The sequence below is a fragment of the Streptosporangium sp. NPDC048886 genome (assembly GCF_055586905.1).
Window position 1 is genome coordinate 126,007 of sequence record NZ_JBVJHH010000004.1, and the last position, 21,810, is coordinate 147,816.

General features: G+C 72.0%; 21 protein-coding genes. 10 read left to right on the forward strand and 11 right to left on the reverse strand.

The genetic code is table 11. The features are described 5' to 3' along the window. Positions 1–5 precede the first annotated feature (5 nt). The 4 genes from ACZ6R6_RS06315 to ACZ6R6_RS06330 are packed head-to-tail and all read left to right on the forward strand — an operon-like array spanning position 6 to position 3,488. Positions 6–596: a malonic semialdehyde reductase gene (locus ACZ6R6_RS06315; RefSeq protein WP_470090653.1), complete on the forward strand. Its 591-nt coding sequence runs from the start codon at positions 6–8 to the stop codon at positions 594–596. Between the two features lie 15 nt (positions 597–611). After that, a complete protein-coding gene (locus ACZ6R6_RS06320; RefSeq protein ID WP_470090655.1) occupies positions 612–1,163 on the forward strand; it encodes a MarR family winged helix-turn-helix transcriptional regulator in 552 nt (183 codons plus the stop codon). A 60-nt stretch (positions 1,164–1,223) separates the two neighbouring features. Continuing rightward, a complete protein-coding gene (locus tag ACZ6R6_RS06325; RefSeq protein ID WP_470090657.1) occupies positions 1,224–1,904 on the forward strand; it encodes an LppX_LprAFG lipoprotein in 681 nt (226 codons plus the stop codon). 3 nt (positions 1,905–1,907) lie between these two features. Further along, the gene (locus ACZ6R6_RS06330; protein WP_470090658.1) at positions 1,908–3,488 is read left to right on the forward strand and encodes an MFS transporter; all 1,581 of its coding nucleotides are present in this window, start codon (positions 1,908–1,910) and stop codon (positions 3,486–3,488) included. Positions 3,489–3,557: 69 nt separating this feature from the next. On the opposite strand, the gene der is transcribed toward ACZ6R6_RS06330, so the two are convergent. The 11 genes from der to ACZ6R6_RS06385 form a co-directional block, all read right to left on the reverse strand. Next, positions 3,558–4,937 (reverse strand): ribosome biogenesis GTPase Der, encoded by a 1,380-nt coding sequence (der, locus tag ACZ6R6_RS06335; RefSeq protein ID WP_451930466.1) that lies wholly within the window; start codon positions 4,935–4,937, stop codon positions 3,558–3,560. A 35-nt stretch (positions 4,938–4,972) separates the two neighbouring features. After that, the gene (cmk, locus tag ACZ6R6_RS06340) at positions 4,973–5,629 is read right to left on the reverse strand and encodes a (d)CMP kinase (RefSeq protein ID WP_470090660.1); all 657 of its coding nucleotides are present in this window, start codon (positions 5,627–5,629) and stop codon (positions 4,973–4,975) included. A gap of 123 nt (positions 5,630–5,752) precedes the next feature. Further along, positions 5,753–6,862 (reverse strand): prephenate dehydrogenase, encoded by a 1,110-nt coding sequence (locus tag ACZ6R6_RS06345; RefSeq protein ID WP_470090662.1) that lies wholly within the window; start codon positions 6,860–6,862, stop codon positions 5,753–5,755. A 7-nt stretch (positions 6,863–6,869) separates the two neighbouring features. Beyond that, positions 6,870–7,229, reverse strand: a complete 360-nt coding sequence (gene aroH, locus ACZ6R6_RS06350; RefSeq protein ID WP_470090664.1) for a chorismate mutase — start codon at positions 7,227–7,229, stop codon at positions 6,870–6,872. A gap of 77 nt (positions 7,230–7,306) precedes the next feature. Continuing rightward, entirely contained in the window at positions 7,307–9,130 is a 1,824-nt protein-coding gene (locus tag ACZ6R6_RS06355) for a pseudouridine synthase (RefSeq protein WP_470090666.1), read from the reverse strand. Further along, positions 9,130–9,687 (reverse strand): SMC-Scp complex subunit ScpB, encoded by a 558-nt coding sequence (scpB, locus tag ACZ6R6_RS06360; protein ID WP_470090667.1) that lies wholly within the window; start codon positions 9,685–9,687, stop codon positions 9,130–9,132. The genes ACZ6R6_RS06355 and scpB overlap by 1 nt, the downstream gene beginning before the upstream one ends. Next, a complete protein-coding gene (locus ACZ6R6_RS06365) occupies positions 9,680–10,531 on the reverse strand; it encodes a segregation and condensation protein A (RefSeq protein WP_470090669.1) in 852 nt (283 codons plus the stop codon). The genes scpB and ACZ6R6_RS06365 overlap by 8 nt, the downstream gene beginning before the upstream one ends. Positions 10,532–10,561: 30 nt before the next feature. Further along, the gene (locus ACZ6R6_RS06370; protein WP_093887137.1) at positions 10,562–11,509 is read right to left on the reverse strand and encodes a ParA family protein; all 948 of its coding nucleotides are present in this window, start codon (positions 11,507–11,509) and stop codon (positions 10,562–10,564) included. Positions 11,510–11,608: 99 nt separating this feature from the next. Further along, positions 11,609–12,535 carry a site-specific tyrosine recombinase XerD gene (locus ACZ6R6_RS06375; protein ID WP_470090883.1) on the reverse strand — a complete coding sequence of 309 codons (927 nt, stop codon included), beginning with the start codon at positions 12,533–12,535 and terminating at the stop codon, positions 11,609–11,611. A 12-nt stretch (positions 12,536–12,547) separates the two neighbouring features. Next, on the reverse strand, positions 12,548–13,174 hold the full coding sequence (locus ACZ6R6_RS06380; protein ID WP_470090671.1) for an NUDIX domain-containing protein: 627 nt from the start codon (positions 13,172–13,174) through the stop codon (positions 12,548–12,550). After that, positions 13,171–14,841 carry a CTP synthase gene (locus ACZ6R6_RS06385; RefSeq protein WP_470090673.1) on the reverse strand — a complete coding sequence of 557 codons (1,671 nt, stop codon included), beginning with the start codon at positions 14,839–14,841 and terminating at the stop codon, positions 13,171–13,173. The genes ACZ6R6_RS06380 and ACZ6R6_RS06385 overlap by 4 nt, the downstream gene beginning before the upstream one ends. Before the next feature lie 157 nt (positions 14,842–14,998). Between ACZ6R6_RS06385 and ACZ6R6_RS06390 the strand changes: the two genes are divergently transcribed. From ACZ6R6_RS06390 to ACZ6R6_RS06415, 6 genes are all read left to right on the forward strand, one after another. Beyond that, the gene (locus ACZ6R6_RS06390; protein WP_470090675.1) at positions 14,999–15,862 is read left to right on the forward strand and encodes an acyltransferase; all 864 of its coding nucleotides are present in this window, start codon (positions 14,999–15,001) and stop codon (positions 15,860–15,862) included. Between the two features lie 50 nt (positions 15,863–15,912). Further along, positions 15,913–17,064: an NAD(P)H-dependent flavin oxidoreductase gene (locus ACZ6R6_RS06395; RefSeq protein WP_470090676.1), complete on the forward strand. Its 1,152-nt coding sequence runs from the start codon at positions 15,913–15,915 to the stop codon at positions 17,062–17,064. Positions 17,065–17,377: 313 nt separating this feature from the next. After that, the gene (locus ACZ6R6_RS06400) at positions 17,378–18,535 is read left to right on the forward strand and encodes a ScyD/ScyE family protein (protein WP_470090678.1); all 1,158 of its coding nucleotides are present in this window, start codon (positions 17,378–17,380) and stop codon (positions 18,533–18,535) included. Positions 18,536–18,674: 139 nt separating this feature from the next. Beyond that, positions 18,675–19,265: a DUF4126 domain-containing protein gene (locus tag ACZ6R6_RS06405; RefSeq protein ID WP_451931277.1), complete on the forward strand. Its 591-nt coding sequence runs from the start codon at positions 18,675–18,677 to the stop codon at positions 19,263–19,265. Positions 19,266–19,482: 217 nt separating this feature from the next. Next, entirely contained in the window at positions 19,483–20,097 is a 615-nt protein-coding gene (locus tag ACZ6R6_RS06410; RefSeq protein WP_470090680.1) for a hypothetical protein, read from the forward strand. Positions 20,098–20,826: 729 nt separating this feature from the next. Further along, positions 20,827–21,699 (forward strand): serine protein kinase RIO, encoded by an 873-nt coding sequence (locus ACZ6R6_RS06415; protein WP_470090682.1) that lies wholly within the window; start codon positions 20,827–20,829, stop codon positions 21,697–21,699. Positions 21,700–21,810: the final 111 nt, after the last annotated feature.

The window sequence follows — 21,810 nt, forward strand, 5'->3', positions numbered from 1 at the left end:
CAAAGATGGCTCTCGTGCTCTCCTCCGACGCCCAGGACCTGCTCTTCCGTGACGCCCGCACGGCGAACACCTTCACCGACGAGCCGGTCAGCGACGAGCAGATCCGGGCGATCTACGACCTGGTCAAGTACGCCCCGACCGCGATGAACCAGCAGCCGCTCCGGATCGTCCTGGTCCGCAGCCCCGAAGCCCGCGAGCGGCTGATCCCCCTCATGAACCCGGGCAACCAGGCCAAGACCGCCGCCGCTCCGCTGGTCGCCATCCTCGCCGCCGACCTGGACTTCCACGAGGAGCTCCCCAAGGTCTTCCCGCACGCCACCGGTGCCAGGGACATGTTCGCCGCCGACGAGGCCAGGCGCACCCACTCGGCCAGGTTCAACGCGACCCTGCAGCTCGGCTACTTCATCCTGGGCGTCCGCGCCGCCGGCCTGGCCGCCGGCCCGATGGCCGGCTACGACGCCGCCGGCATCGACAAGGAGTTCCTCGACGACGCCCACACCGTGCTGGCCGTCGTCAACATCGGCAGGCCCGGCGAGAACGCGTGGTTCGACCGTCTCCCCCGCCTCTCCTACGAGGAGGTGGTCACGGCCGTCTGATGTAGGTTCTGACCTATGAGCAGGGAGCGCGCCGACGCGGGAAGCGGAATGGCCGGCCGGACGGAGCCGCCCGCACAGCAGACGGACGAGGGTGAGCGATCGGTGGACACCGAGGATCCCCGTTGGCTCAACTCACTTGAGCAGCGGGCCTGGCGTGCCCACCTGGCCGCGCACAAGCTCCTGGAGCACCGTCTCGATCGCGATCTGCAGACCTTCGGGCTCTCGGTCAACGACTACGAGATCCTGGTCAACCTCTCGGAGCACCCCGAGCACCGCATGCGCATGAGCGACCTGGCCGACGCCACGATCCAGTCCCGCAGCCGCCTGTCCCATCAGATCTCCCGGATGGAGACGGCCGGACTGGTCGCCAGGGAGACCTGCGCCGACGACCGGCGCGGCACCTTCGCCGTGCTCACCGAGCACGGCTGGGCCACCATCCAGAAGGTCGCGCCGCACCACGTGGCCAGCGTGCGCCGGCACTTCATCGACCTGCTCACCGACGACCAGCTCAACGAGCTGGAGATGGCCTACGTCCCCGTGGTGAGCCACCTCAAAAGCCTGCGCTGAAGCGAAACCGATACCGGCGGGTTCTCCCTTAGTTGACCGAGCGGTCGCTACGATCCGGCCATGTCTGCTCGCCGGATCCTCGTCGCCGCGGTGATCGCCGCGCTCTCCCTGATCACCGCCTGCGGCGGCGGTGGCTCCTCCGGTGACCAGGCGGCGCTGCCCGGCGGGGCCGAGCTGGTCAAGAAGTCCGCCGAGGCGATGCGGAGCGTCAAGTCCGCCGCCTTCACCATGGAGACCGAAGGCACCCCGCCGGTGCCGGTCAAGAAGGCCAGCGGCCGCCTCAGCGGGACCGGCGACGCCGACGGCACCATCAACATCGACCTGGCGGGCAGCCTCCAGGAGATCCAGTTCGTCCTGATCGGGGAGACCGTCCACTTCAAAGGCGTGACCGGCGGTTTCCAGAAGATATCGCGGAGCCAGCTGGCCTCTATCTACGACCCGTCGGCCATCCTCAACCCCGACAGGGGCATCGTCCAGCTCCTGACCAACGCGCTGGACCCGAAGACCGAGGCCGAGGAGAAGGTGGACGGCACCGGCGCCTACCGGGTCTCGGCGACGCTCTCCCAGCAGGTCCTGGCCACGATGGTGCCGGGGCTCACGCAGAGCGTGAACGGCAGGCTCTGGATCGACAGGTCCACCAACCGCCTGCTCAAGGCCGACCTGCCGCTGAACGGCGGCAAGGTGATCGTCACCTTCCGCGACTACGACGTGCCGGTCCAGGTCACCGCACCGGCGGAGTGACCCGTGACCGACCCTGTCCCGCCCCCCGCGCCCGGCCATGCGACCGGCCCCGGACCCGGCGGGGATCCGGCCGCCCGGCGGCGGACCGCGCTCGGCGTGGGCGGCACCGCGGTGCTGCTGGCCGCCCTGGACGCCTATGTCGTGGTCACCGTCCTGGTCGACATCGCCAAGGACGCCGACGTCCCGCTGAACCACCTGGAGCGGGCCACCCCGATCGTCACCGGCTTCCTGCTGGGCTACATCGCGGCCATGCCGCTGCTCGGCCGGCTCTCCGACCGGTACGGCAGGCGCCCGCTGATCCATCTCTGCCTGGCGGGCTTCGCGGCCGGCTCGGTCGTCACCGCGCTGGGCGGCACGGTCGCCTGGCTGGTCGCCGGGCGGTCCCTGCAGGGTCTGGCGGGCGGCGCGCTGCTGCCCATCACCATGGCCCTGGTCGGTGACCTGTGGGACGAGCGCGACCGCCCGGTGGCCCTCGGCGCGGTGGGCGCGGCCCAGGAGCTCGGCAGCGTGCTCGGCCCCCTGTACGGCGCGGCCCTGGCCGCCCTGGTGCCGCCCACCCTGCAGCTGGGCGGCGTCCAGCTCGGCGGCTGGCGGTCGATCTTCTGGCTGAACCTCCCCCTGGTCGCCCTGGCCGCGGTGGCCGTGCACCGGTCGGTACCGCCGCCGGTCCGCGGCCCGGCCGCCAGGACCCGCGTCGACGTGGTCGGCGGCCTGCTGCTGGCCCTGGCGCTGGGCCTGCTCGTGGCCGGGCTCTACAACCCCGACCCGAGCGCGTCGGTCCTGCCGCCGTGGGGCCTGCCCATGATCGTGGCAGGGGCGGTGTCCGCCGCCGCGTTCGCCGGGTGGGAGAGCCGGGCCCGGACCCGGCTGATCGACCTGGCGGGGGTCCTGCGCGGGCCGTTCTTCGCCACGCTCGGGGTGAGCTTCCTGACCGGCGCGGCACTGCTGGTCACGCTCGTGGACGTGCAGCTGTCGGCGCAGACGCTGCTCGGGCTGGAGACGCTGGACGGCGCGCTCGTGCTGTCCCGCTTCCTCATCGCGCTCTCGGCGGCCGCGCTGCTGGGCGGGGTCGTGGCCCGCCGGTACGGAGAGCGGGTGGTCGCGGTGGCCGGGCTGGCGCTCGCCACGGCCGGCTATGTCCGGATCGGCCAGTGGCCCGCCGACCTGGCCGCCGCCGGATACCGCATGGACGTCGACCTGGTCGTCGCCGGGCTCGGCCTGGGCGTGGTGATCGCCCCCGTCTCCTCGGCGGTGCTGCGGGCCACGCCGGCCGCCCAGCACGGCGTGGCGTCGGCGGCGGTGGTCGTGGCCCGGATGATGGGCATGCTGCTCGGTGTCGCCGGGCTGTCGGCCTGGGGTTTCCACCGCTTCCAGTCGCTCACCGCCGACCTGGACACGCCGCTGCCGTTCGGCGTGGACCCCACCGTCTACGCCGGACGACTGGCCGACTACGAGAGCAAGGTGCGGGCCGCCCTGCACACCGAGTACAGCGAGATCTTCCTGCTCACCGCCGCCTTGTGCGCGGCGGGGGCGCTGGTGGCGCTGCTGCTGCCGCACCGGCCGGCGGACACGGCCGTGAAGTGAGCCGGACCCCGTCCGAGGACGCGCGGAAACGGCGGACGGCCCGGCGTGAGCCGGGCCGTCCGCCGGCCGTCACTTCTTCTGGGCCGGCCGCTTCTCGCGGATCTTCATCGTGACCTCGATCGGAGAGCCGGCGAAGCCGAACTCCTCGCGGATGCGGCGCTCGATGAAGCGGCGGTAGGTCTCCTCGAGGAATCCCGAGGTGAACAGCACGAACTTGGGCGGCTCCGTCGACGCCTGGGTGGCGAAGAGGATCTTGGGCTGCTTGCCGCCGCGGACCGGGGGCGGGGTGGCCGCGACCAGGTCGGTGAGGAAGGCGTTGAGCCGGGCCGTGGGCACCCGGGTGGACCAGGACTCCAGCGCCCTGTCGATGGCCGGGACGAGCTTCTCCACGTGCCAGCCGGTCTTGGCGGAGATGTTGGCCCGCAGCGCCCACGGAACGCGGATGAGCTGGCGGTCGATCTCCTTCTCCAGGTAGTAGCGGCGGTCCTCGTCGAGGAGGTCCCACTTGTTGAACGCCACGACCATGGCCCGGCCCGACTCGATCACCAGGGAGATGATCCGCAGGTCCTGCTCGGTCAGCACCTCGCTGGCGTCGATGAGCACGACCGCGACCTCCGAGCGCTCCAGCGCGCCCCGGGTGCGCATGCTCGCGTAGAAGTCGGCGCCCTTCAGCTCGCGGTCGCGCCGGCGGATGCCGGCGGTGTCGACGAAGCGCCAGGTCTTGCCGCCGAGCTGGACCAGCTCGTCGACCGGGTCGCGGGTGGTGCCCGCCATCGGGTCGACGAGCACTCGCTCCTCACCCGCCAGCTTGTTCAGCAGCGAGGACTTGCCCACGTTGGGCTTGCCCAGCAAGGCCACCCGGCGCGGGCCGCGCTCGACGCCGAAGCGCTGCTGCGGCGTCTCCGGCAGCTTGTCCAGGATCACATCCAGCAGGTCGCCGCTGGAGCGGCCGTGCAGGGCCGAGACCGGCTGCGGCTCGCCCAGGCCCAGGGACCACAGGGCGGCGGCCTCCAGCTCCATCTGCTGGTTGTCGACCTTGTTCGCGGCCAGGATGACCGGCTTGCCGGAGCCGCGCAGCACATGGCCGACGATCTCGTCGGCGTCGGTCACGCCCACCACGGCGTCCACCACGAACAGGATCACATCGGCCAGCTCGGCCGCGACCTGCGCCTGCTCGGCGATCTTCAGCGCCATGCCGGTCGCGTCGGGATCCCAACCACCGGTGTCGACCACCGTGAACCGGCGGCCACGCCAGGTGGCGTCGTAGGTGACCCGGTCACGGGTCACGCCCGGCACGTCCTCCACGACCGCCTCACGGCGGCCGATGATCCGGTTGACCAGGGTGGACTTGCCCACGTTGGGGCGGCCCACCACGGCCACGACCGGCTGCGGGCCGGAGTCGTGGCCCGCTTCCTGCTCAGAGCTGTCGTCGGTACCCAGATCGGCCAGCTCAGCCTCGATCCAGCCGCTGTCTTCTTCCCCGGTCACGCCTTTTCCTTAATCACACGTAGCACCACGGCGATGACCTCTTCCAGGTTCAGCGCCGTGGTGTCCAGTTCGACGGCGTCGGCCGCCATCGAGAGCGGGTCTGCCTTCCGCGTCGAGTCCAGGGTGTCGCGCCTGGCCATCGCGGCCTTCTGCGCCTCCACCGTGGTGCCGGTGAGCTCCGCCGTACGGCGGAGCGCCCGGGCGTCCGCGCTCGCGGTCAGATAGATCTTGACCGGGGCGTCGGGCGTGACCACCGTGCCGATGTCACGGCCCTCGACGACGATGTCGCCGGCGCCAATGATCTCACGCTGCTCGGCCACCAGCCGGCGCCGCACCTCGGGCACGGCACTGACCGCGGAGACCGCGGCGGTGACCTCGGAGGTGCGGATGGCCAGGGCGGCGTCGAGGCCGTCCACGGCCACCGACGGGGCGTCCGGGTCGGTGCCCATGGAGAGAACCGGCTCCATGGCCCTGGCCGCGATCGCCCCGGGGTCGGTGAGATCGACGCCCCGTTCGAGCATCCACCACGTGATCGCCCGATACATCGCTCCGGTGTCGAGATAACGCAGCCCCAGCGCCCGCGCGACCCCGCGCGACGCGCTCGACTTGCCCGACCCCGAAGGACCGTCCATGGCGACGACCAGTCCGGTCACGACGCCTCTCCCTTGCAGCCCGCTTCAGTTGTCCGTACGAGGCTACCGGGAGCGGGGACGGAAGCACGCATCGATCGCCCCCGAGCGTCCCGCCTCCCGCCGGAGCGGGCGCGGGACGACCCGTTACGGCAGCTGCCAGCCGTGCGCGCGCAGCGCCGCCGACAGCGTCTCCACCGCCTCGGGCTGCACCGACAGGTCGGCGGCGCCCAGCGGCAGCCCGGGGGCGTGCTCCAGCCGGACGTCTTCGATGTTGACGCCCGCCTCCTCGGCCACCAGGAACAGCCGGGCCAGCTCGCCCGGGCGGTCGCCGATGATGACCTGGACGGTCGCGTAGGTGCGTGCCGGGCCTCCGTGCTTGCCGGGGATCCGGCCCGTGCCCGCGACGCCGCGGTGCAGCAGCTCGGTGACCCGCCCCATGGCCGCCGGGTCGGCGGAGGCCCGCAGCGAGGCGGCCGCGGCCGCCAGGTCGGCGGCCACCGCCTCCAGCACGTCGGCCACCGGCAGCGCGTTGCCCGACAGGATCCCGGTCCACAGGCCCGGGTCGCCGGCCGCGATGCGCGTGACGTCACGGACCCCCTGCCCGGCCAGGCCGAGCGCGGTCTCCGGCGCCTCGGCGAGCCGGGCGGCCACCGCGGAGGCGGCCACGTGCGGGGCGTGCGAGACGACCGCGACAGCCCTGTCGTGCTCGGCGGCCTCGACCTCGACGGCCTCGCCGCCACAGAGCTTGATCAGCCCGCGCAGGGCCTCCACCGCGTCGGGCGAGGTCTCCTCCGTCGGGCACAGCGCCCACGGACGGCCCAGGAACAGGTCGGCCCGGGCCGCGGCGGGCCCCGAGCGTTCCCGGCCGGCCAGCGGGTGCCCGGCGACGTAGGTGGTCAGATCGCAGCCGAGGTCGGCGGCCTGCCGGAGCGGGAGCGCCTTGACGCTGGCCACGTCGGTGTAGAAGCGGGCGGCGCCGGCCTTCTGGAGGTCGGCGAGCCGGTCGGCGACCACGTGCGGGGGGACCGCGATGACCGCGAGGTCCACGCTCCGCCCGGCGGTCCACTCGGTGCCGGCGCCCAGCTCCCGGGCCAGCCGTACGGCTCCGGCGTCGCGGTCGGCCAGGTAGACGGTGACCCCCTGCTCGCGCAGGGCCAGGGCGACCGAGGTGCCGATCAGGCCGGTGCCGACGACGAGGACGCTTTCGAGGCCGCTCACGCGTGCTCCCTGGGCTCGGCGGGCGTGGTGACGCATGACGGGGTCACTGGGCGATGTCCACGCGCAGCGCCACCGCGCCGCGCAGATAGACGTGCTGGATCTCCTGGCGGGGCCGGTCGGTCTCCACGTGGGCCATCAGCCGGACGACATGGGGCAGCGCACCCGGGACGTCGATCTCGGAGGCGCAGATCAGCGGCACGTCGTGGAAGCCGAGCTTGCGGGCGGCCAGGGCGGGGAACTCCGCGGTCAGGTCGGGCGTGGCCGTGAAGATCACGCTGATCACGTCGTCGGTCGTGAGCCTGTTGCGCCCCATCACCTCGGTGACCAGCTCGGTCACCCCGGACAGGATGGCCTCCCGGTCGTTGCCCTCGACCTGGATCGCGCCGCGGATCGCCCGCACCATCGTCGTTCCTCCATACCGTTCGCGCCGGGCCACCCACGGGCGGCCCGGCGCGTCCTGGACGTGCGTATTACGGAAGGTTACAGGCCGACGGCGGCGTAGAGCTCGCCGACCTCCTTGAGGGTCAGCGCGCGGACCGTGCCCGGCTTGAGGCGGCCGAGCTTGACCGGGCCGAACTCGATGCGGGCCAGGTCGATGACCGGGTGCCCGACCTCCTCCAGCATGCGGCGGACGATGTGCTTGCGGCCCTCGTGCAGGACGATCTCCACCAGGGCCTGCTGCCCGTGCTCCTGGACCAGGGTGAAGGAGTCGGCCTTGGCGATGCCGTCCTCCAGGTCGATGCCCTTCTTCAGGCGCCGGCCCAGGTCCCGCTCGATCTTGCCGGGGACCTTCGCCCAGTATTTCTTCTGCACGCCGTAGCTCGGGTGGGTGAGCCGGTTGGCCAGCTCGCCGTCGTTGGTGAGCAGGATGAGACCCTCGGTCTCGGTGTCGAGACGGCCCACGTGGAACAGCCGCTCGGTGCGGTCGGCCACGAAGTCGGCCAGCGAGGGGCGGCCGTCGGGGTCGGACATGGTGCTGACGACGCCGATCGGCTTGTTGATGGCGAGGTAGACCAGGTCGGGCATCGTCGGCAGGCGCTTGCCGTCCACGTGGATGACCTGCTTGGCCGGGTCGACCCGGGCGCCGAAGCGGCGGACCACCTGGCCGTCGACGGTCACCCGGCCGTCGCCGATCATGTCCTCGCAGGCCCTGCGGCTGGCCACACCCGCCTGGGCGAGGACCTTCTGCAGCCGGACGCCGTCCGGGACCTCGGTGGTGTCGCGCTCGTCGACGTAGTCACGGTCGTAGAAGTCGGAGTCCCGCTTGGGCTGGCGGGAGGTCTTGAACCGGTCGTTCTCGATCGCGCCGGGCCTGCGCTCGGCTTTGGCGGGGCCGCGGCCGGCGGCGGCGCGGGGCTCGCCGTACGAGCCCGCCCGCTTACCGCCGATCGTCTGGACCTCGTCCCGCCGCCCGGTCCTGCCGAACCGGCCACGGGAGCCGCCGCCGGCCGCCTCACCGCGGCCACGGTCCGGACCGGACCGGCCGCGCTGACCGCCGCGGTCGTCACGGCGCGGAGCGTCGGAACGGAAACCGTCACGGTCGTCACGGCGCGGGGCGTCCGGGCGGAAGCCGTCACGGTCGTCACGGCGCGAACCGTCGCGCTCGGCCCGGAAGCCACCGCGGTCGTCACGGCGCGGACCGTCGGAACGGAAACCACCACGGTCATCGCGGCGCGGACCGCCGGAGCGGAAGCCACCCTGCGATCCACCGCGGTCATCGCGGCGCGGACCGTCGGCACGGAAACCACCACGGTCGTCACGGCGCGGACCGCCGGAGCGGAAGCCACCCTGCGATCCACCGCGGTCATCGCGGCGCGGACCGTCGGAACGGAAACCACCACGGTCGTCACGGCGCGGACCGCCGGAGCGGAAACCGCCCTGCGATCCACCGCGGTCGTCACGGCGCGGACCGTCGGCACGGAAACCGCCCTGCGATCCACCGCGGTCATCGCGGCGCGGACCGTCGGCACGGAAACCACCACGGTCGTCACGGCGCGGACCGCCGGCACGGAAACCGCCCTGCGATCCACCGCGGTCGTCACGGCGCGGACCGTCGGCACGGGAGCCGCCCTCGGCGGGCCCGCCGTAACGGCTGCGCGAACCGTCGCGCTCGGCCCGGAAGCCACCGCGATCGTCACGGCGCGACGGGTCGGAGCGGAAACCGCCCTGCGATCCGCCGCGGGATCCGCCGGAGCGGGAGCCGCCCCGGGCGTTGTCGCCTCCACGGGGGCCGCCACCGCGCGGGGCTCCGCCACGGCCTCGACCGCGTCCATCACCGGACGGGGTGCTGCGCCTGCTGTTCACTACTTGTGCTCCTCTAGGGTTTCCACGTCATCGGGAAGGAACGGCGCCAGTTCGGGGAGCTCGTCGAGATCCCGCAGGCCCATCCGTTCCAGGAAGAACGAACTTGTCCGGTAGAGCACGGCCTGGCTCTCCGGTTCGGTGCCGGCCTCTTCGACCAGCCCCCGCGTCACCAGCGTGCGCATGACACCGTCGCTGTTGACGCCTCGGATGGCCGCCACCCGGGCCCGGCTGACCGGCTGCCGGTAGGCGACCACGGCCAGGGTCTCCAGTGCGGCCTGGGTGAGCCGCGTCTGCTGGCCGTCGCGGACGAACCGCTCCACGAGGGCCGCGCACTCGGCCCGCGTGTAGAACCGCCAGCCACCCGCGACCTCTCTCAGATCGAAACCCCGACCGCCGTCGGTGTATTCCGCCGACAGCTCACGGAGTGCGGCGGCGACCTCGCCGGTGGGCCGTTCCAGGACCTGGGCGAGGGTCATCTCACTGACCGGTTCGTCGACCACGAGCAGGATGGCCTCCAATCCGGCGCGCAGGTCCGGTTCGGGCACCACGTCAGTCATGGGCAGGCTCTCTCTTGGTGCTCTCGTCGTAGTCGTCGGCCACGGCGACGTCCCCGTCGTCGCTCCCGGTCCAGGTCACGTGCAGTTCTCCGAGGGGCTCCACCTGGTCGAAGGAGACGGCCGCCTCCCGGTAGAGCTCCAGGACGGCCAGGAAACGCGCGACGACCTCGAAGGTGCCGGCGCAGTCGGAGGTGAGGGCCCGGAAGGTCGCCCGGCGCACCCGCCGCAGCCGCTCGACAAGGATAACCGCCTGATCCCTGACATTGGCGAGCGGTTGGTAGATGTGGGCGACGGAGACCGACGGGGGCGTCTTGGGGGCGAAGGCCCGCTGGGCGAGCTGGGCCAGGCGCTCGGGGCCGATGCCCAGGACCAGCTGGGGCAGGAGGTTGGCGAACTGGGCCTCCATCGGCACGGTCCGCGGGTAGCGCAGGGCCTCCTCGGCCATCCGCCCGGAGAAGACCTTCACGACCTCCTTGTAGGCGCGGTACTGCAGGAGGCGGGCGAACAGCAGGTCACGCGCCTCCAGGAGGGCGAGGTCCTCCTCGTCGTCGACCTCGCCGGAGGGCAGCAGCCTGGCCGCCTTGAGGTCGAGCAGGGTCGCGGCGACGAGCAGGAAGTGGCTGGTCTGCTCCAGGTCCCACTCCGGGCCCCGGGCCCGGATGTAGGCGATGAACTCGTCGGTGACCCGGCTGAGCGAGACCTCGGTGATGTCGAGCTTGTGCTTGGAGATCAGACCGAGCAGCAGGTCGAAGGGGCCCTCGAAGACCTCCAGGTGCACCCTGAAGGTGTTGTCGGCCGGCTGGGCCCCGAGGGCGCCGTCGGCCGTCTGCGGCTGCTCGGTCATCCCACCATTGTCCCGCACCCGGGACCGCAATCACCGCTCCAGCGCGGCCCACCTGGTGAGGACCTCGCGGGCCAGCTCGCGGTAGGCGCTGGCGCCGAGCGAGGAAGAGTCGAAGCTGGTGATGGGCTCACCGGCCACGGTGGCGTCGGGGAAACGGACCGTCCGGTTGATCACTGTGTGGTAGACCTTGTCGTCGAACGCCTCGACCACCCGGGCCAGCACCTCGCGGCCGTGCAGGGTCCGCGCGTCGTACATGGTGGCGAGCAGGCCCTCGATGACCAGGTCCTCGTTGATGCGCTGCTGGACCTTGATGATGGTGTCCATGAGCAGCGCGACCCCGCGCAGCGCGAAGAACTCGCACTCCAGCGGCACCATGACGCCGTGGGCGCAGGCCAGCGCGTTGATCGTGAGCAGGCCCAGGGAGGGCTGGCAGTCGATCAGGCACACGTCGTATTCGGGCAGGAGCGGCTTGATCACCCGGCCGAGCACCTGCTCGCGGGCGACCTCCGTGACGAGCTGGACTTCGGCCGCCGACAGGTCGATGTTGCTGGGCAGCAGGTCCATGCCCTCGACACCGGTCTCCATCAACACGTCCCTGGCGGTGATCTGCCGCTCCATCAGGAGGTTGTAGACCGTCAGGTCGAGCTGGTGGGGGTTGATCCCGAGGCCGACGGAGAGGGCGCCCTGCGGGTCGAAGTCGACCAGCAGCACCTTGAGCCCGGCCTCGGCCAGCGCCGCGCCCAGGTTGATGGTGGTGGTCGTCTTGCCGACGCCGCCCTTCTGGTTGACCATGGCCACGACACGCGCCGGCCCGTGCACCGTACGGGGGGGCGGATCGGGAAAGACCGGACGGGGTCGCCCGGTCGGGCCGAGGACTCCCCCAGTGTGAGGGGTCCCGGCGGTCTTGGTGTCCCCCCAGGGATTCTCGGGGTTTCCGGGGGTCGTTCCCCGGACAGAACCGTCGGTGGTCACAGTCACCAGTCGAACCTCCCTGACGGCCTCGAACCGGACCGTCCGGACGGACACTATGGCGTCAACACGTATGCGGCAAGGCGGCACGCCCGGATATAAGCAAGGTCAATGCCGCGCGCGCGGGTGCGCCGCGGCATAGGCCTCGCGGAGCTTGTCGACCGTGACCAGGGTGTATACCTGCGTGGTGGTCACCGAGGCGTGGCCGAGTAGTTCCTGAACCACCCTAACGTCCACACCCCCGTCAAGGAGGTGCGTTGCGAACGAATGTCGCAAGATATGTGGCGAGATTCCCGCCAGCCCTCCACGCTCGGCGGCCGCCTGGAGGACCTCCCAGGCGCCCTGGCGGGTGAGCCGGCCGCCTCTGGCGTTGAGGAACAGCCCCGAGGTGCCCCTGCCGTGGGCGGCGATGCCCGGGCGCGCCCGGGTGAGGTAGGCGCCCAGCGCCTCCCGGGCGAAGCGGCCCAGGGGCACCAGGCGGACGCGTCCGCCCTTGCCGCGCAGGCGCACCTGCTGGGTCTGCGAGCCCAGGTCGACGTCGTCCACGGCGAGCCCCACGGCCTCGGAGATGCGCGCGCCCGTGCCGTACAGCAGCTCCAGCAGCGCCCGGTTGCGCATCGTGAGCGGCGCGCCCTCGGGGCCGGAGGCGGCGATGAGCCGCTCCACGTCGTCCACGCTGATCGCCTTGGGCAGCCGCCTGAGCTGCCGCGGCGGGCGCACCCCGTGGGCCGGGTCGTGGTCGGAGACGCCCTCGCGCAGCGCGAAGCGGTGCAGGCCGCGGACCGCGGAGACGGCGCGCGCCGTCGAGCTGGCGACGAGGGCCTGGTGCTCCTCGTCGCCCTCTCTGAGTGCGGTCAGGAAGGCCGTGACGTCGGCCTCGGCGATCTCACCGAAGGTGACGCGGCCACGGCTCTTCAGGTGCTCCACATACCGCAGGAGGTCACGGCGGTAGGAGGCCAGTGTGTTGGCAGCCAGGCCCCTCTCCAGCGCCAGGTGGGAGAGGTAGCTGGAGAGGACGGCCTCCGTCTCGCTCAGGGTGTCCTCCTGTCATGCCTCCGGCGCGTCGGCGGGCCGCAGGGAGGCGAAAGCATCCGCCGAAGCGGCGTATGCGGCGAGAATACCGGCCACGGCTTGGGAATTGTGGATCATTCCCGCCAGGGCACGCCGAACCGCGTCGGACAGGGGAATCCAGACCACCGGCATGTCGACCTCCTCGTGCCGGTGGACGAAGTCGAGCTCCCCCTCGGGGATGGGGCTCAGCCCCCTGGCGAGGAAGATGCGGGTCCGCTCGTCGGTCATCCCCGGGGAGGTGAAGGCGTCGATCAGGGTGTGCCAGGTCTCCGCCCGATAGCCCGTCTCCTCCGCCAGCTCGCGCGCGGCTCCGACGTGCAGCGGCTCGTCCTCCATGTCACGCAGGCCCGCCGGCAGCTCCCAGAGCATCCGCCGGACCGGGTGGCGGTACTGGCGGATCATCAGCACCCGGTCCTGCTCGTCGAGCGCGACCACGGCCACCGAGCCCGGATGGACCGCGTAGTCGCGGTTGACGACCTCCCCGTCCTGCATGAGGACCGCGTCGGTCACCGCGGTGATGACGCGCCCCCTGAAGTGCTCGGCGGAGGAGAGGACCTTCCACTCCTCCGGGACGTCCTGGACGTCGAGCCCGGAGTCGCTCACTTGCCCCGCCCGGCCTTGGCCGTGCTGCCACGGCTGTCGGCGTAGGCCAGGGCGGCGCCGACCAGGCCCTTGAACAGGGGGTGCGCGCGGGTCGGCCGGGAGCGGAACTCGGGGTGCGCCTGGGTGCCGATGAAGAACGGGTGGATGTCGGCGGGCAGCTCGGCGTACTCCACCAGGCGTCCGTCGGGCGACAGGCCGGAGAAGACCATGCCGACCTTCTCCAGCTCCCCGCGGTAGGAGTTGTTGACCTCGTAGCGGTGGCGGTGGCGCTCGTCCACCTTCGCCATGCCGTACAGCTGGCGGGCGAGGGAGCCCTCGGTGAGCTTGGCCGGGTAGAGGCCCAGCCGCATGGTGCCGCCCATGTCGCGCTCGCCGGAGACGACGTCCTCCTGGTCGGCCATGGTGGAGATGACCGGATGGGTGGTCTCGGGGTCGAACTCGGTGCTGCCGGCGTCCTCGATGCCGGCGAGGTTGCGGGCGGCCTCGATGACCATGCACTGCATGCCCAGGCAGATGCCGAGCAGCGGGATCTTGTTCTCCCGCACGTGCCGGATGGCGCCGAGCTTGCCCTCGATGCCGCGCACGCCGAAGCCGCCGGGGACGAGCACGCCGTCCACGCCGTCGAGCTCACGGGCGGCGCCCTCGGGGGTCTCGCAGTCGTCGCTCTTGACCCAGCGGATGTTGACGCGGGCGTCGTTGGCGAAGCCGCCCGCGCGCATCGCCTCGGTGACGGACAGGTAGGCGTCGGGCAGGTCGATGTATTTGCCGACCAGCGCGATCGTGACCTCCTTGGCCGGGCGGTGCACCCGGCGCAGGAGCTGCTCCCACTCCTTCCAGTCGACGTCACGGAAGGGCAGGCCGAGGCGGCGCACCACATAGGCGTCCAGGCCCTCGGAGTGCAGCACCTTGGGGATGTCGTAGATGCTCGCCGCGTCGATCGCGGAGACGACCGCGTCCTCGTCGACGTCGCACATGAGGCTGATCTTGCGCTTGAGCGAGTTGGTGATCGGCCGGTCGGAGCGGCACACGATCGCGTCGGGCTGGATGCCGATGCTGCGCAGCGCGGCGACCGAATGCTGGGTCGGCTTGGTCTTCAGCTCGCCGCTCGGCCCGATGTAGGGCAGCAGCGAGACGTGCAGGAAGAACACGTTGTCGCGGCCGACCTCGTGGCGGACCTGGCGCACGGCCTCCAGGAAGGGCAGCGACTCGATGTCGCCGACGGTGCCGCCGACCTCGGTGATGACCACGTCCACGTCGGGGCCGGCCATGGACCGGATGCGGTCCTTGATCTCGTTGGTGATGTGCGGGATGACCTGCACGGTGTCACCGAGATACTCGCCGCGGCGCTCCTTGGCGATGACGTTGGAGTAGACCTGGCCGGTGGTCACGTTCGCCGAGCCGTGCAGCTCGGTGTCGAGGAAGCGCTCGTAGTGGCCGACGTCGAGGTCGGTCTCCGCTCCGTCGTCGGTGACGAAGACCTCACCGTGCTGGAACGGGTTCATCGTCCCGGGGTCGACGTTGAGGTAGGGATCGAGTTTCTGCATGGTGACCCGCAGACCACGCAGTTTGAGAAGGCGTCCGAGGCTCGACGCCGTCAGTCCCTTACCGAGACTGGAGGCGACGCCGCCGGTGACGAACAGATGCTTGGTGTGTGCGGCGCTGCGCAAGAAGTCTCCCGTGGTCGTCATAGATCGGTCGGCACGCCCTGATAGCGGCCCACCTGTCCACGGACTCTCAGGTTATCAAACCGTTCCCCCGAACCGTCCGTACAACCCCACCACCCGTATTCCACTGAAAAATGACCAAGCGGTAACTTAGGCCGTTATGTCGATTCGTGGCGTGATACGGCGTGCCGCCGGCAGCCTCATTCACCGCGGCTGGGCCGCGATCCGGGCGGCCGGCACCGTGAGCCCGGCCAGTCCGGCCGGTTACCGCTTCCGCCGCCTCGGCGAGGGCGCCTGTCTGTCGTTCCCGGTCGGTGCGATCTTCGGTGAGGCGTGGATCGAGATAGGCGACCACACCCTGGTCGGCGAGCGCGTCTCCATCTCCGCGGGCATGGGCCCCGGGGTGGACCTGGGCCCGGACTCGATCGTGCGGATCGGCGGGAGCTGCTCGATCGGCCGGGGCAGCCACATCGTCGGCCACCAGTCGATCGACATCGGCGACCACGTGTTCACCGGCCCGTACGTCTACATCACCGACCAGAACCACGTCTACGACGACCCGGAGACGCCGATCGGCCGCCAGTGGCCGCGTAACAACCCCGTGGCCATCGGCTCGGGCTCCTGGTTGGGCACCGGTGCGATCATCCTGCCGGGCACCCGGATCGGCAGGCAGTGCGTGGTCGCCGCCGGGGCCGTGGTGCGCGGCGAGTTCCCCGACCACAGCGTGATCGCCGGCGTGCCGGCCAAGGTCGTCCGCCGCTACGTCACCGGGGACGGCTGGCTGCCGCCCCACCTCAACGGCGCCCGCCCCGAATCCGCCGAGCGTCTCACGCACGCCGGAGGCACCGGACCCGTGAGATCCGCCGAGCCCGCCGGGGCCCTGGACGCGGCCGGAGCCACGAGACCCACCGGACCCGCGAGGCCCGTCGAACCCGCCGGGGTCCTGGACGCGGCCGAGGCCGTCGGGCCTGCCGGGTCCGGCGGGACCGTCGAGCCCCTCGGGTCCGGGTCGGTCGGCGCCTGAGCCGGGCCGGACTCTGGACCGAACAAGGTTCTGGGATTTACGGTCGCGGCATGCGCACCGCGATCTGCGAGAGATTCGGCGTCGAGTTCCCCCTCTTCGCCTTCAGCCACTGCCGCGACGTGGTCGCCGCGGTGACCAACGCGGGCGGGATCGGCGTGCTCGGCGCCGTCGCCTACTCCCCCCGGCAGCTCGACACGGAACTGGACTGGATCGACGGGCAGGTCGGCGGCCGGCCGTACGGGGTGGACGTCCTCGTCCCCGGCCGGATCGACGCGTCGGCGGCCGACCGGAGCGCCCGCCTCCTCGACTTCATCCCCGACCGGCACCTCGACTTCGTGACGCACCTGTTCGGCAAGTACAACGTGGGCATGCCCGAGCCGTTCACCGGCGCGATGTCGGCCTACGCCGACGAGGTGGGCCGCCGGGTGACCGCCGAGGGCGCGACCGGCCTCATCGACGTGGCGCTCAGGCACCCGATCGGTCTCATCGCCAGCGCGCTCGGCCCGCCCCCGCCGGAGATGGTGACCAGGGCGAGAGAGGCGGGGGTCCCGGTCGCCGCCCTGGTCGGGACCGTCGAGCACGCCCGGCGCCAGGTGGCCGCGGGGGCCGACATGATCGTGGCGCAGGGCTCGGAGGCGGGCGGGCACACCGGTGACATCTCCACCATGGTGCTGGTCCCCCAGGTCGTGGACGCCGTGGACGTGCCGGTGCTGGCGGCGGGCGGCATCGCCGACGGCCGCCAGATGGCCGCGGCGCTCGCGCTGGGGGCCGAGGGGGTGTGGTGCGGCTCGGTCTGGCTGACCACGGAGGAGGCCGAGACCCTGCCCTCGGTCAAGCGCAAACTGCTCGCGGCCACCTCCTCCGACACCGTGCGGTCCCGGTCGCGGACCGGCAAGCCCGCCCGGCAGCTGAGGTCCGCCTGGACCGAGGAGTGGGACGGGGCTCAGGAGAGTCCGGGCCCGCTGCCGATGCCGCTGCAGATGCTGCTGGCCGAGAGCGCGATGGCCAGGATCGGCCGGGCCGCCGACAGCGGCGACCCCGGGGCCGGCGAGCTCGTCAACTACTTCGTCGGGCAGGTCGTCGGCCAGTTGAACCGGGTCAGACCGGCCCGCCGGGTCGTCCACGACATGATCGAGGAGGCCGCCGCCACCCTGGAGCGCCTGCGGGCCGTCACCGACGGCGGACACCACCCCGGGCCGTGACACCACGGCGCCGGCGAGCGTCACCGCGAGCCCGCACGCCGCCGCGCCGACGGGCGCCGTCCCGGACCGCGACAGCGCGGCGCCCACCGGGCCGGGTCCCGTCACCGGAGCCCGCCCGGACGCTCCCTCGTCCGGCCGAGCGGCCCGTCGTCCGTCTGAGGACGGACGCGGCGTCACCCGCCGGGCGGAAATCGCCGTGTGCCCAGGTGGATTGGAGTGGATATCCCTTGTGAGGAGACGAGCCCCGCTCATAGCTTCTCCGGTGTTCGCTCATGCCGACGGATACGGCAGGGCGGTTGGGGAGGGGATCGCGTTGAGCGGAGTACGTTTCGGCCGCCTGCTGCTCGCGGCGGCTTCGGGGGGTGTCGCGGCGCTGGCCGTGACGGTGGTGCCCGCCGTGGCGGCGCACGCGGCCGACGACACGGTCAAGGTCGTCGCCAAGGGCCTCGACAGTCCGCGCGGGCTGACGTTCGGCCCCGACGGCACGCTCTACATCGCCGAGTCCGGCCACGGCGGCAAGGTCAAGTGCGCCTCGCCCCCGGCCCCGGAGGGCGAGAAGGCGGAGAAGATGTGCCTGGGCCTGACCGGCCAGGTGAGCACGCTCAAGGACGGCAAGACCTCGGTGCTGCTCGACGGCCTGCCCTCGGCGGCCGGCGGCGGGTTCGCGCTCGGCCCGCACGACGTCACCCTCACCGAGAAGGGCGACCTGCTGGTGACGGTCGGGTTCTCCGGCGACACCGCCTTCCGCGCCAAGCTCGGCCCCGAGGCCGCGCCCCTGGGCACGCTGCTGACGATCTCCAAGAAGGGCCGGCGGATCTCCGTCGCCGACCTGGCCGCCTACGAGACCAAGCACAACCCCGACCGCAAGGACAAGGGCAGCGCGGTCGACTCCTACCCGTTCGGGGTGGCCCCGTTGCCCGGCGGCGGCGCGCTGGTCACCGACACCGGGGGCAACTCCGTGCTGCGGGTGGGCAAGAAGGGCGGCGTCAGCACCGAGACGGTCTTCCACGCCCGCTCCGTGCCGGCCCCGCCGGCGCTGAAGATGCCGAAGGGCAGCAAGATCCCAATGCAGTCGGTTCCGATGGGCATCACCCGGGGCCCGGACGGCGCCTACTACGTGGCCGAGCACGGCGGCTTCCCGAACCCGGAGGGCTCCGCCCGGGTGTTCCGCCTGGAGCGGGGGAAGGTCACCACCGCCGCGCAGGGCTTCACCACGGTCGTCGACGTGGCCTTCGACGCCGAGGGCCGGATGGTCGTCCTGGGCTCGGTCGGGCCGATCCCGGCCGACGGCATGACCAAGAGCGCCGTCTACCGGATCGAGTCCGACGGCACCCGCACCGAACTTCTCCGACCCGGCACGCTGGTCACCCCGCTCAGCGTGGCCGTCGGCCCCGACGGCGCCGTTTACGTGGCCAACAAGGCCATGGTGCCCGGCAAGGGCGAAGTACTCCGGGTCCCCGTCCCGGAGTAGCCCTCATGGGGGACACGAGGGGCGCATCCCGCACGGGGTGCGCCCCTCGTCGTTTCACCTCAGGCGATTTCCGGCGCCCGGCGGGATCCATCGGCGGCCGGGAATCGTTGAAGGAGGGGACGAGACGGAGGGAGGCGCGATGCTCGCGGCACTGACAGGTCTGGGACTCTCCACCGCGGCGGGGCTGAACGCCTACATCCCCCTGCTGGTGGTCGGCCTGATCGCCAACTTCACCGATCAGCTACGGCTGCCGCAGGAGTTCGCCTGGCTGTCCAACGGATGGGTGCTCGGGATCATCGGCGTGCTGCTGCTGGCCGAGATCGTGCTCGACAAGGTGCCGGTGGTCGACAGCGTCAACGACATGATCCAGACCGTGGTCCGCCCGGTCTCCGGCGGCGTCGTCTTCAGCGCCACCGAGGCGGCGGCCCGGCTCGACGGCTCGACCTGGATGAGCCACAACCCCTGGCTGAGCTGGGTGCTGGGCATCGGGATCGCGCTGGCCGTGCACGTGATGAAGACGACCGCCAGGCCCGTGGTCAACGCCTCGACCGCCGGGGTCGGCGCGCCCGTGGTCAGCACGGTGGAGGACGCCGGATCGCTCGGCATCAGCCTGGTCGCGATCTTCCTGCCGGTCCTGGTCGTTGTCGTGGTGGCCGTGCTGGCCCTGTCCGCCTGGTGGGTGGTCCGCAAGGTACGGCGGCGCCGCGCGCTCCGGCGGAGCCCGGCGTGAACACCGTGCCCGGCCCGGACACCGGATCTCGCGTGGACACCACCGGGTCCCGCGTGGACACCGGGTCCCGCGTGAACACCAGATCTCGCGTGAACACCACCGGGCCCCGGGCGAACACCGGGCCCCGCGTGGACGCGGGGCCGGGCCCGGACGGTGGCCGCGCCTACGCGGCCGCGCGGGCTATGCTCGAAACACCCCGTTACGCCCCTGCTGGGAGGTGGCTTCGATCGGCACTTTCATCACCATCGTGCTGGTGATCCTCCTGTTCCTCCTCCTCATGGGGGCGGCTGGAATCTACCTGCTGGTCAAGGTCGGCAAGAAGGCCACCAAGAAGGCCCGCAAGGTGAGCACCCGCGTCGCCTCCCACATGGCGGCCATGGGCACCGGCGACGCGGCCGAGACCGAGCGGATGCGGCTGGACCTGCGCCGCGAGGTCTCCCTGACCCGCCAGGCGGTGGACCAGGCGCTGCACGACGGCTGGGGACTCGGCGACCTGCCGCATCTCGTGGCCGAGATCAGCACGCACGCCGACCAGCTCGACGCCCAGCTCGGCATCTACGCCCAGGAGCGGCGCGTGTCGGCCTATGTCGACCACACCGCGCTGGGCCGCCTGCGTGACCACCACGCCAAGCTGACCACGGCCTGCGCCCGGATCCGCGCCGACCTGCTCAACGACCGGATGGCGCACGCGGCCGGCGGCATCGACGACCTCCAGAGCCGCACCGACCTGGAGATCGAGGCGCGCCGCCGCGCCCCCGATCCCCTGGACCAGATCGACGAGCTCTACAACCGCACGATGGTCGAGCGCTCCCACCCCGACGACCTGCGCTGAGCCGCCGCCGGAGCTCTCCGACGGCGGGACCAGGTATTTCCGGTACGGCGGCCGGCCCGCCGTCCACGCCGTCGGCTGGAGCCCGCCGTCAAGGCCGGCGCTCCCATCGGGAGCCGCCGTGGGCGGCCACGGACGGGCATCGGCTCCGGCGTCACTGCCCCCCGTCTGAGCGGGAGATGCCCAGTTCCTCGGTCACGTGGGTGACGGGCCGACCTCGGAGCGGACACGCCAGGTGAGCAGGGCACGGCCGTACGCGGTCAGGCGTCAGCGTGGACCGAAGACCTCCGGTTGGGTGAGGACGGCGATCTCCACCACGTCCAGAGGTCTTCTCATCGATCAAGCATCGACCACGGCGTGTCACCAACCTGCCGGCCGACTACGGCCAGGTGCCGGCCGTCCCCGTCAGAGGCGTGCTCCGGTGCCCCGCCGTACTCCCGGCGCCGGCGGCCGGCATGCCGCCACAGGCGTGACGGCATGCGTGCGCCGGCGCCCGCGGCGATTAATCCGGTTGCGGACCTCTCCGGGTCCTGGCACGATCGTGCCCGTTGATCGCCGGGCGCACGGATGCGCCTGAGCACGAGGATCACCGGGCGCGCCGGACGCGCCCATCGGGAAGGGAGGGTGACCGTGACGGTTTTTCCGTGCCTTCTTCACGTCTCTGCCTCTCCCACCGGCCGTCAGCCGATCTGACCACGGCGCCGGTGGGCCTTCCCTCCTGGAGAACCCGCCGTGCCCAAGCGTTCCGAACACCGTCGTCGTGGCAAGAACCGTCTGGACGACGACGACATCGAATGGCTCGACAGCGCCCCCGAGGATCTCGACGGCCCGCCGTCCGGTGACCGGTGGTCCACCTGGGATCTAAGCACTCCCACCGAGCGCGGCCCCCGGCCGCATCCCGGCTGGCTCGTCACCGAGCTGGCCGCCGTCGACACCGAGCTCGGCATCCTGAAGACCGGCAAGGAGGCCGACGTCCACCTCATCTCGCGAGGTGTCCCGGGCACCGACCGGATCTGCCTGCTGGCCGCCAAACGCTACCGCTCCGCCGAGCACCGCCTGTTCCACCGCGACGCCGGCTATCTGGAGGGCCGCGGGGTCCGTGACAGCCGGATCAGCCGGGCGATGTCGAGCCGGTCCCGGTTCGGCAAGGAGATGATCGCCGGCCAGTGGGCCGGTGCCGAGTTCGCGGCGCTGTGCCGGCTGTGGTCGCTGGGCCTGCCCGTGCCGTACCCGGTGCAGATCGTCGGCACCGAGATCCTGGAGGAGTTCGTCGGCACCCCCGACGGCGCCGCCGCGCCCCGCCTGGCGGCGGTCTCCGAGGGGCTGGCGGAGCTGTGGGAGCAGCTTGTGGAGGCCCTGGTGGTCCTGGCCCGTGAAGGTCTCGCCCACGGGGACCTGTCCCCCTACAACATCCTCGTCCACGAGGGACGGCCCGTCATCATCGACCTGCCGCAGATCGTGGACGTGGTGGCCCACCCCACCGGCCCGGAGTTCCTCGACCGCGACGCCCGCAACGTCGCCACCTGGTTCGCCGCGCGCGGGCTGGCCTCGGCCGACGCCGGGGCCCTGGCCGGCCTCCTGCGGGCCGAGGCCGGCGTCCGCTGACCATCGGCCTCCCATCGGCCGCCCGGAGGACCACGGGGCCCGTGGCAGCCCGCGCAGCCGGGTGACGTCGAGGGCCGGCGGGCATATCGGGACCGGTCCCCCATGACCAGC

What these genes read in the sequence shown, in the direction of transcription:
- ACZ6R6_RS06325 (WP_470090657.1), top strand. Translation starts at nt 1,224, where the DNA reads ATGTCTGCTCGCCGGATCCTCGTCGCCGCGGTGATCGCCGCGCTCTCC.
- ACZ6R6_RS06320 (WP_470090655.1), top strand. Translation starts at nt 612, where the DNA reads ATGAGCAGGGAGCGCGCCGACGCGGGAAGCGGAATGGCCGGCCGGACG.
- ACZ6R6_RS06405 (WP_451931277.1), top strand. Translation starts at nt 18,675, where the DNA reads ATGCTCGCGGCACTGACAGGTCTGGGACTCTCCACCGCGGCGGGGCTG.
- ACZ6R6_RS06315 (WP_470090653.1), top strand. Translation starts at nt 6, where the DNA reads ATGGCTCTCGTGCTCTCCTCCGACGCCCAGGACCTGCTCTTCCGTGAC.
- ACZ6R6_RS06395 (WP_470090676.1), top strand. Translation starts at nt 15,913, where the DNA reads ATGCGCACCGCGATCTGCGAGAGATTCGGCGTCGAGTTCCCCCTCTTC.
- aroH (WP_470090664.1), bottom strand. Translation starts at nt 7,229, where the DNA reads ATGGTGCGGGCGATCCGCGGCGCGATCCAGGTCGAGGGCAACGACCGG.
- ACZ6R6_RS06365 (WP_470090669.1), bottom strand. Translation starts at nt 10,531, where the DNA reads ATGACCGAGCAGCCGCAGACGGCCGACGGCGCCCTCGGGGCCCAGCCG.
- scpB (WP_470090667.1), bottom strand. Translation starts at nt 9,687, where the DNA reads ATGACTGACGTGGTGCCCGAACCGGACCTGCGCGCCGGATTGGAGGCC.
- ACZ6R6_RS06345 (WP_470090662.1), bottom strand. Translation starts at nt 6,862, where the DNA reads ATGCGTCACCACGCCCGCCGAGCCCAGGGAGCACGCGTGAGCGGCCTC.
- ACZ6R6_RS06390 (WP_470090675.1), top strand. Translation starts at nt 14,999, where the DNA reads ATGTCGATTCGTGGCGTGATACGGCGTGCCGCCGGCAGCCTCATTCAC.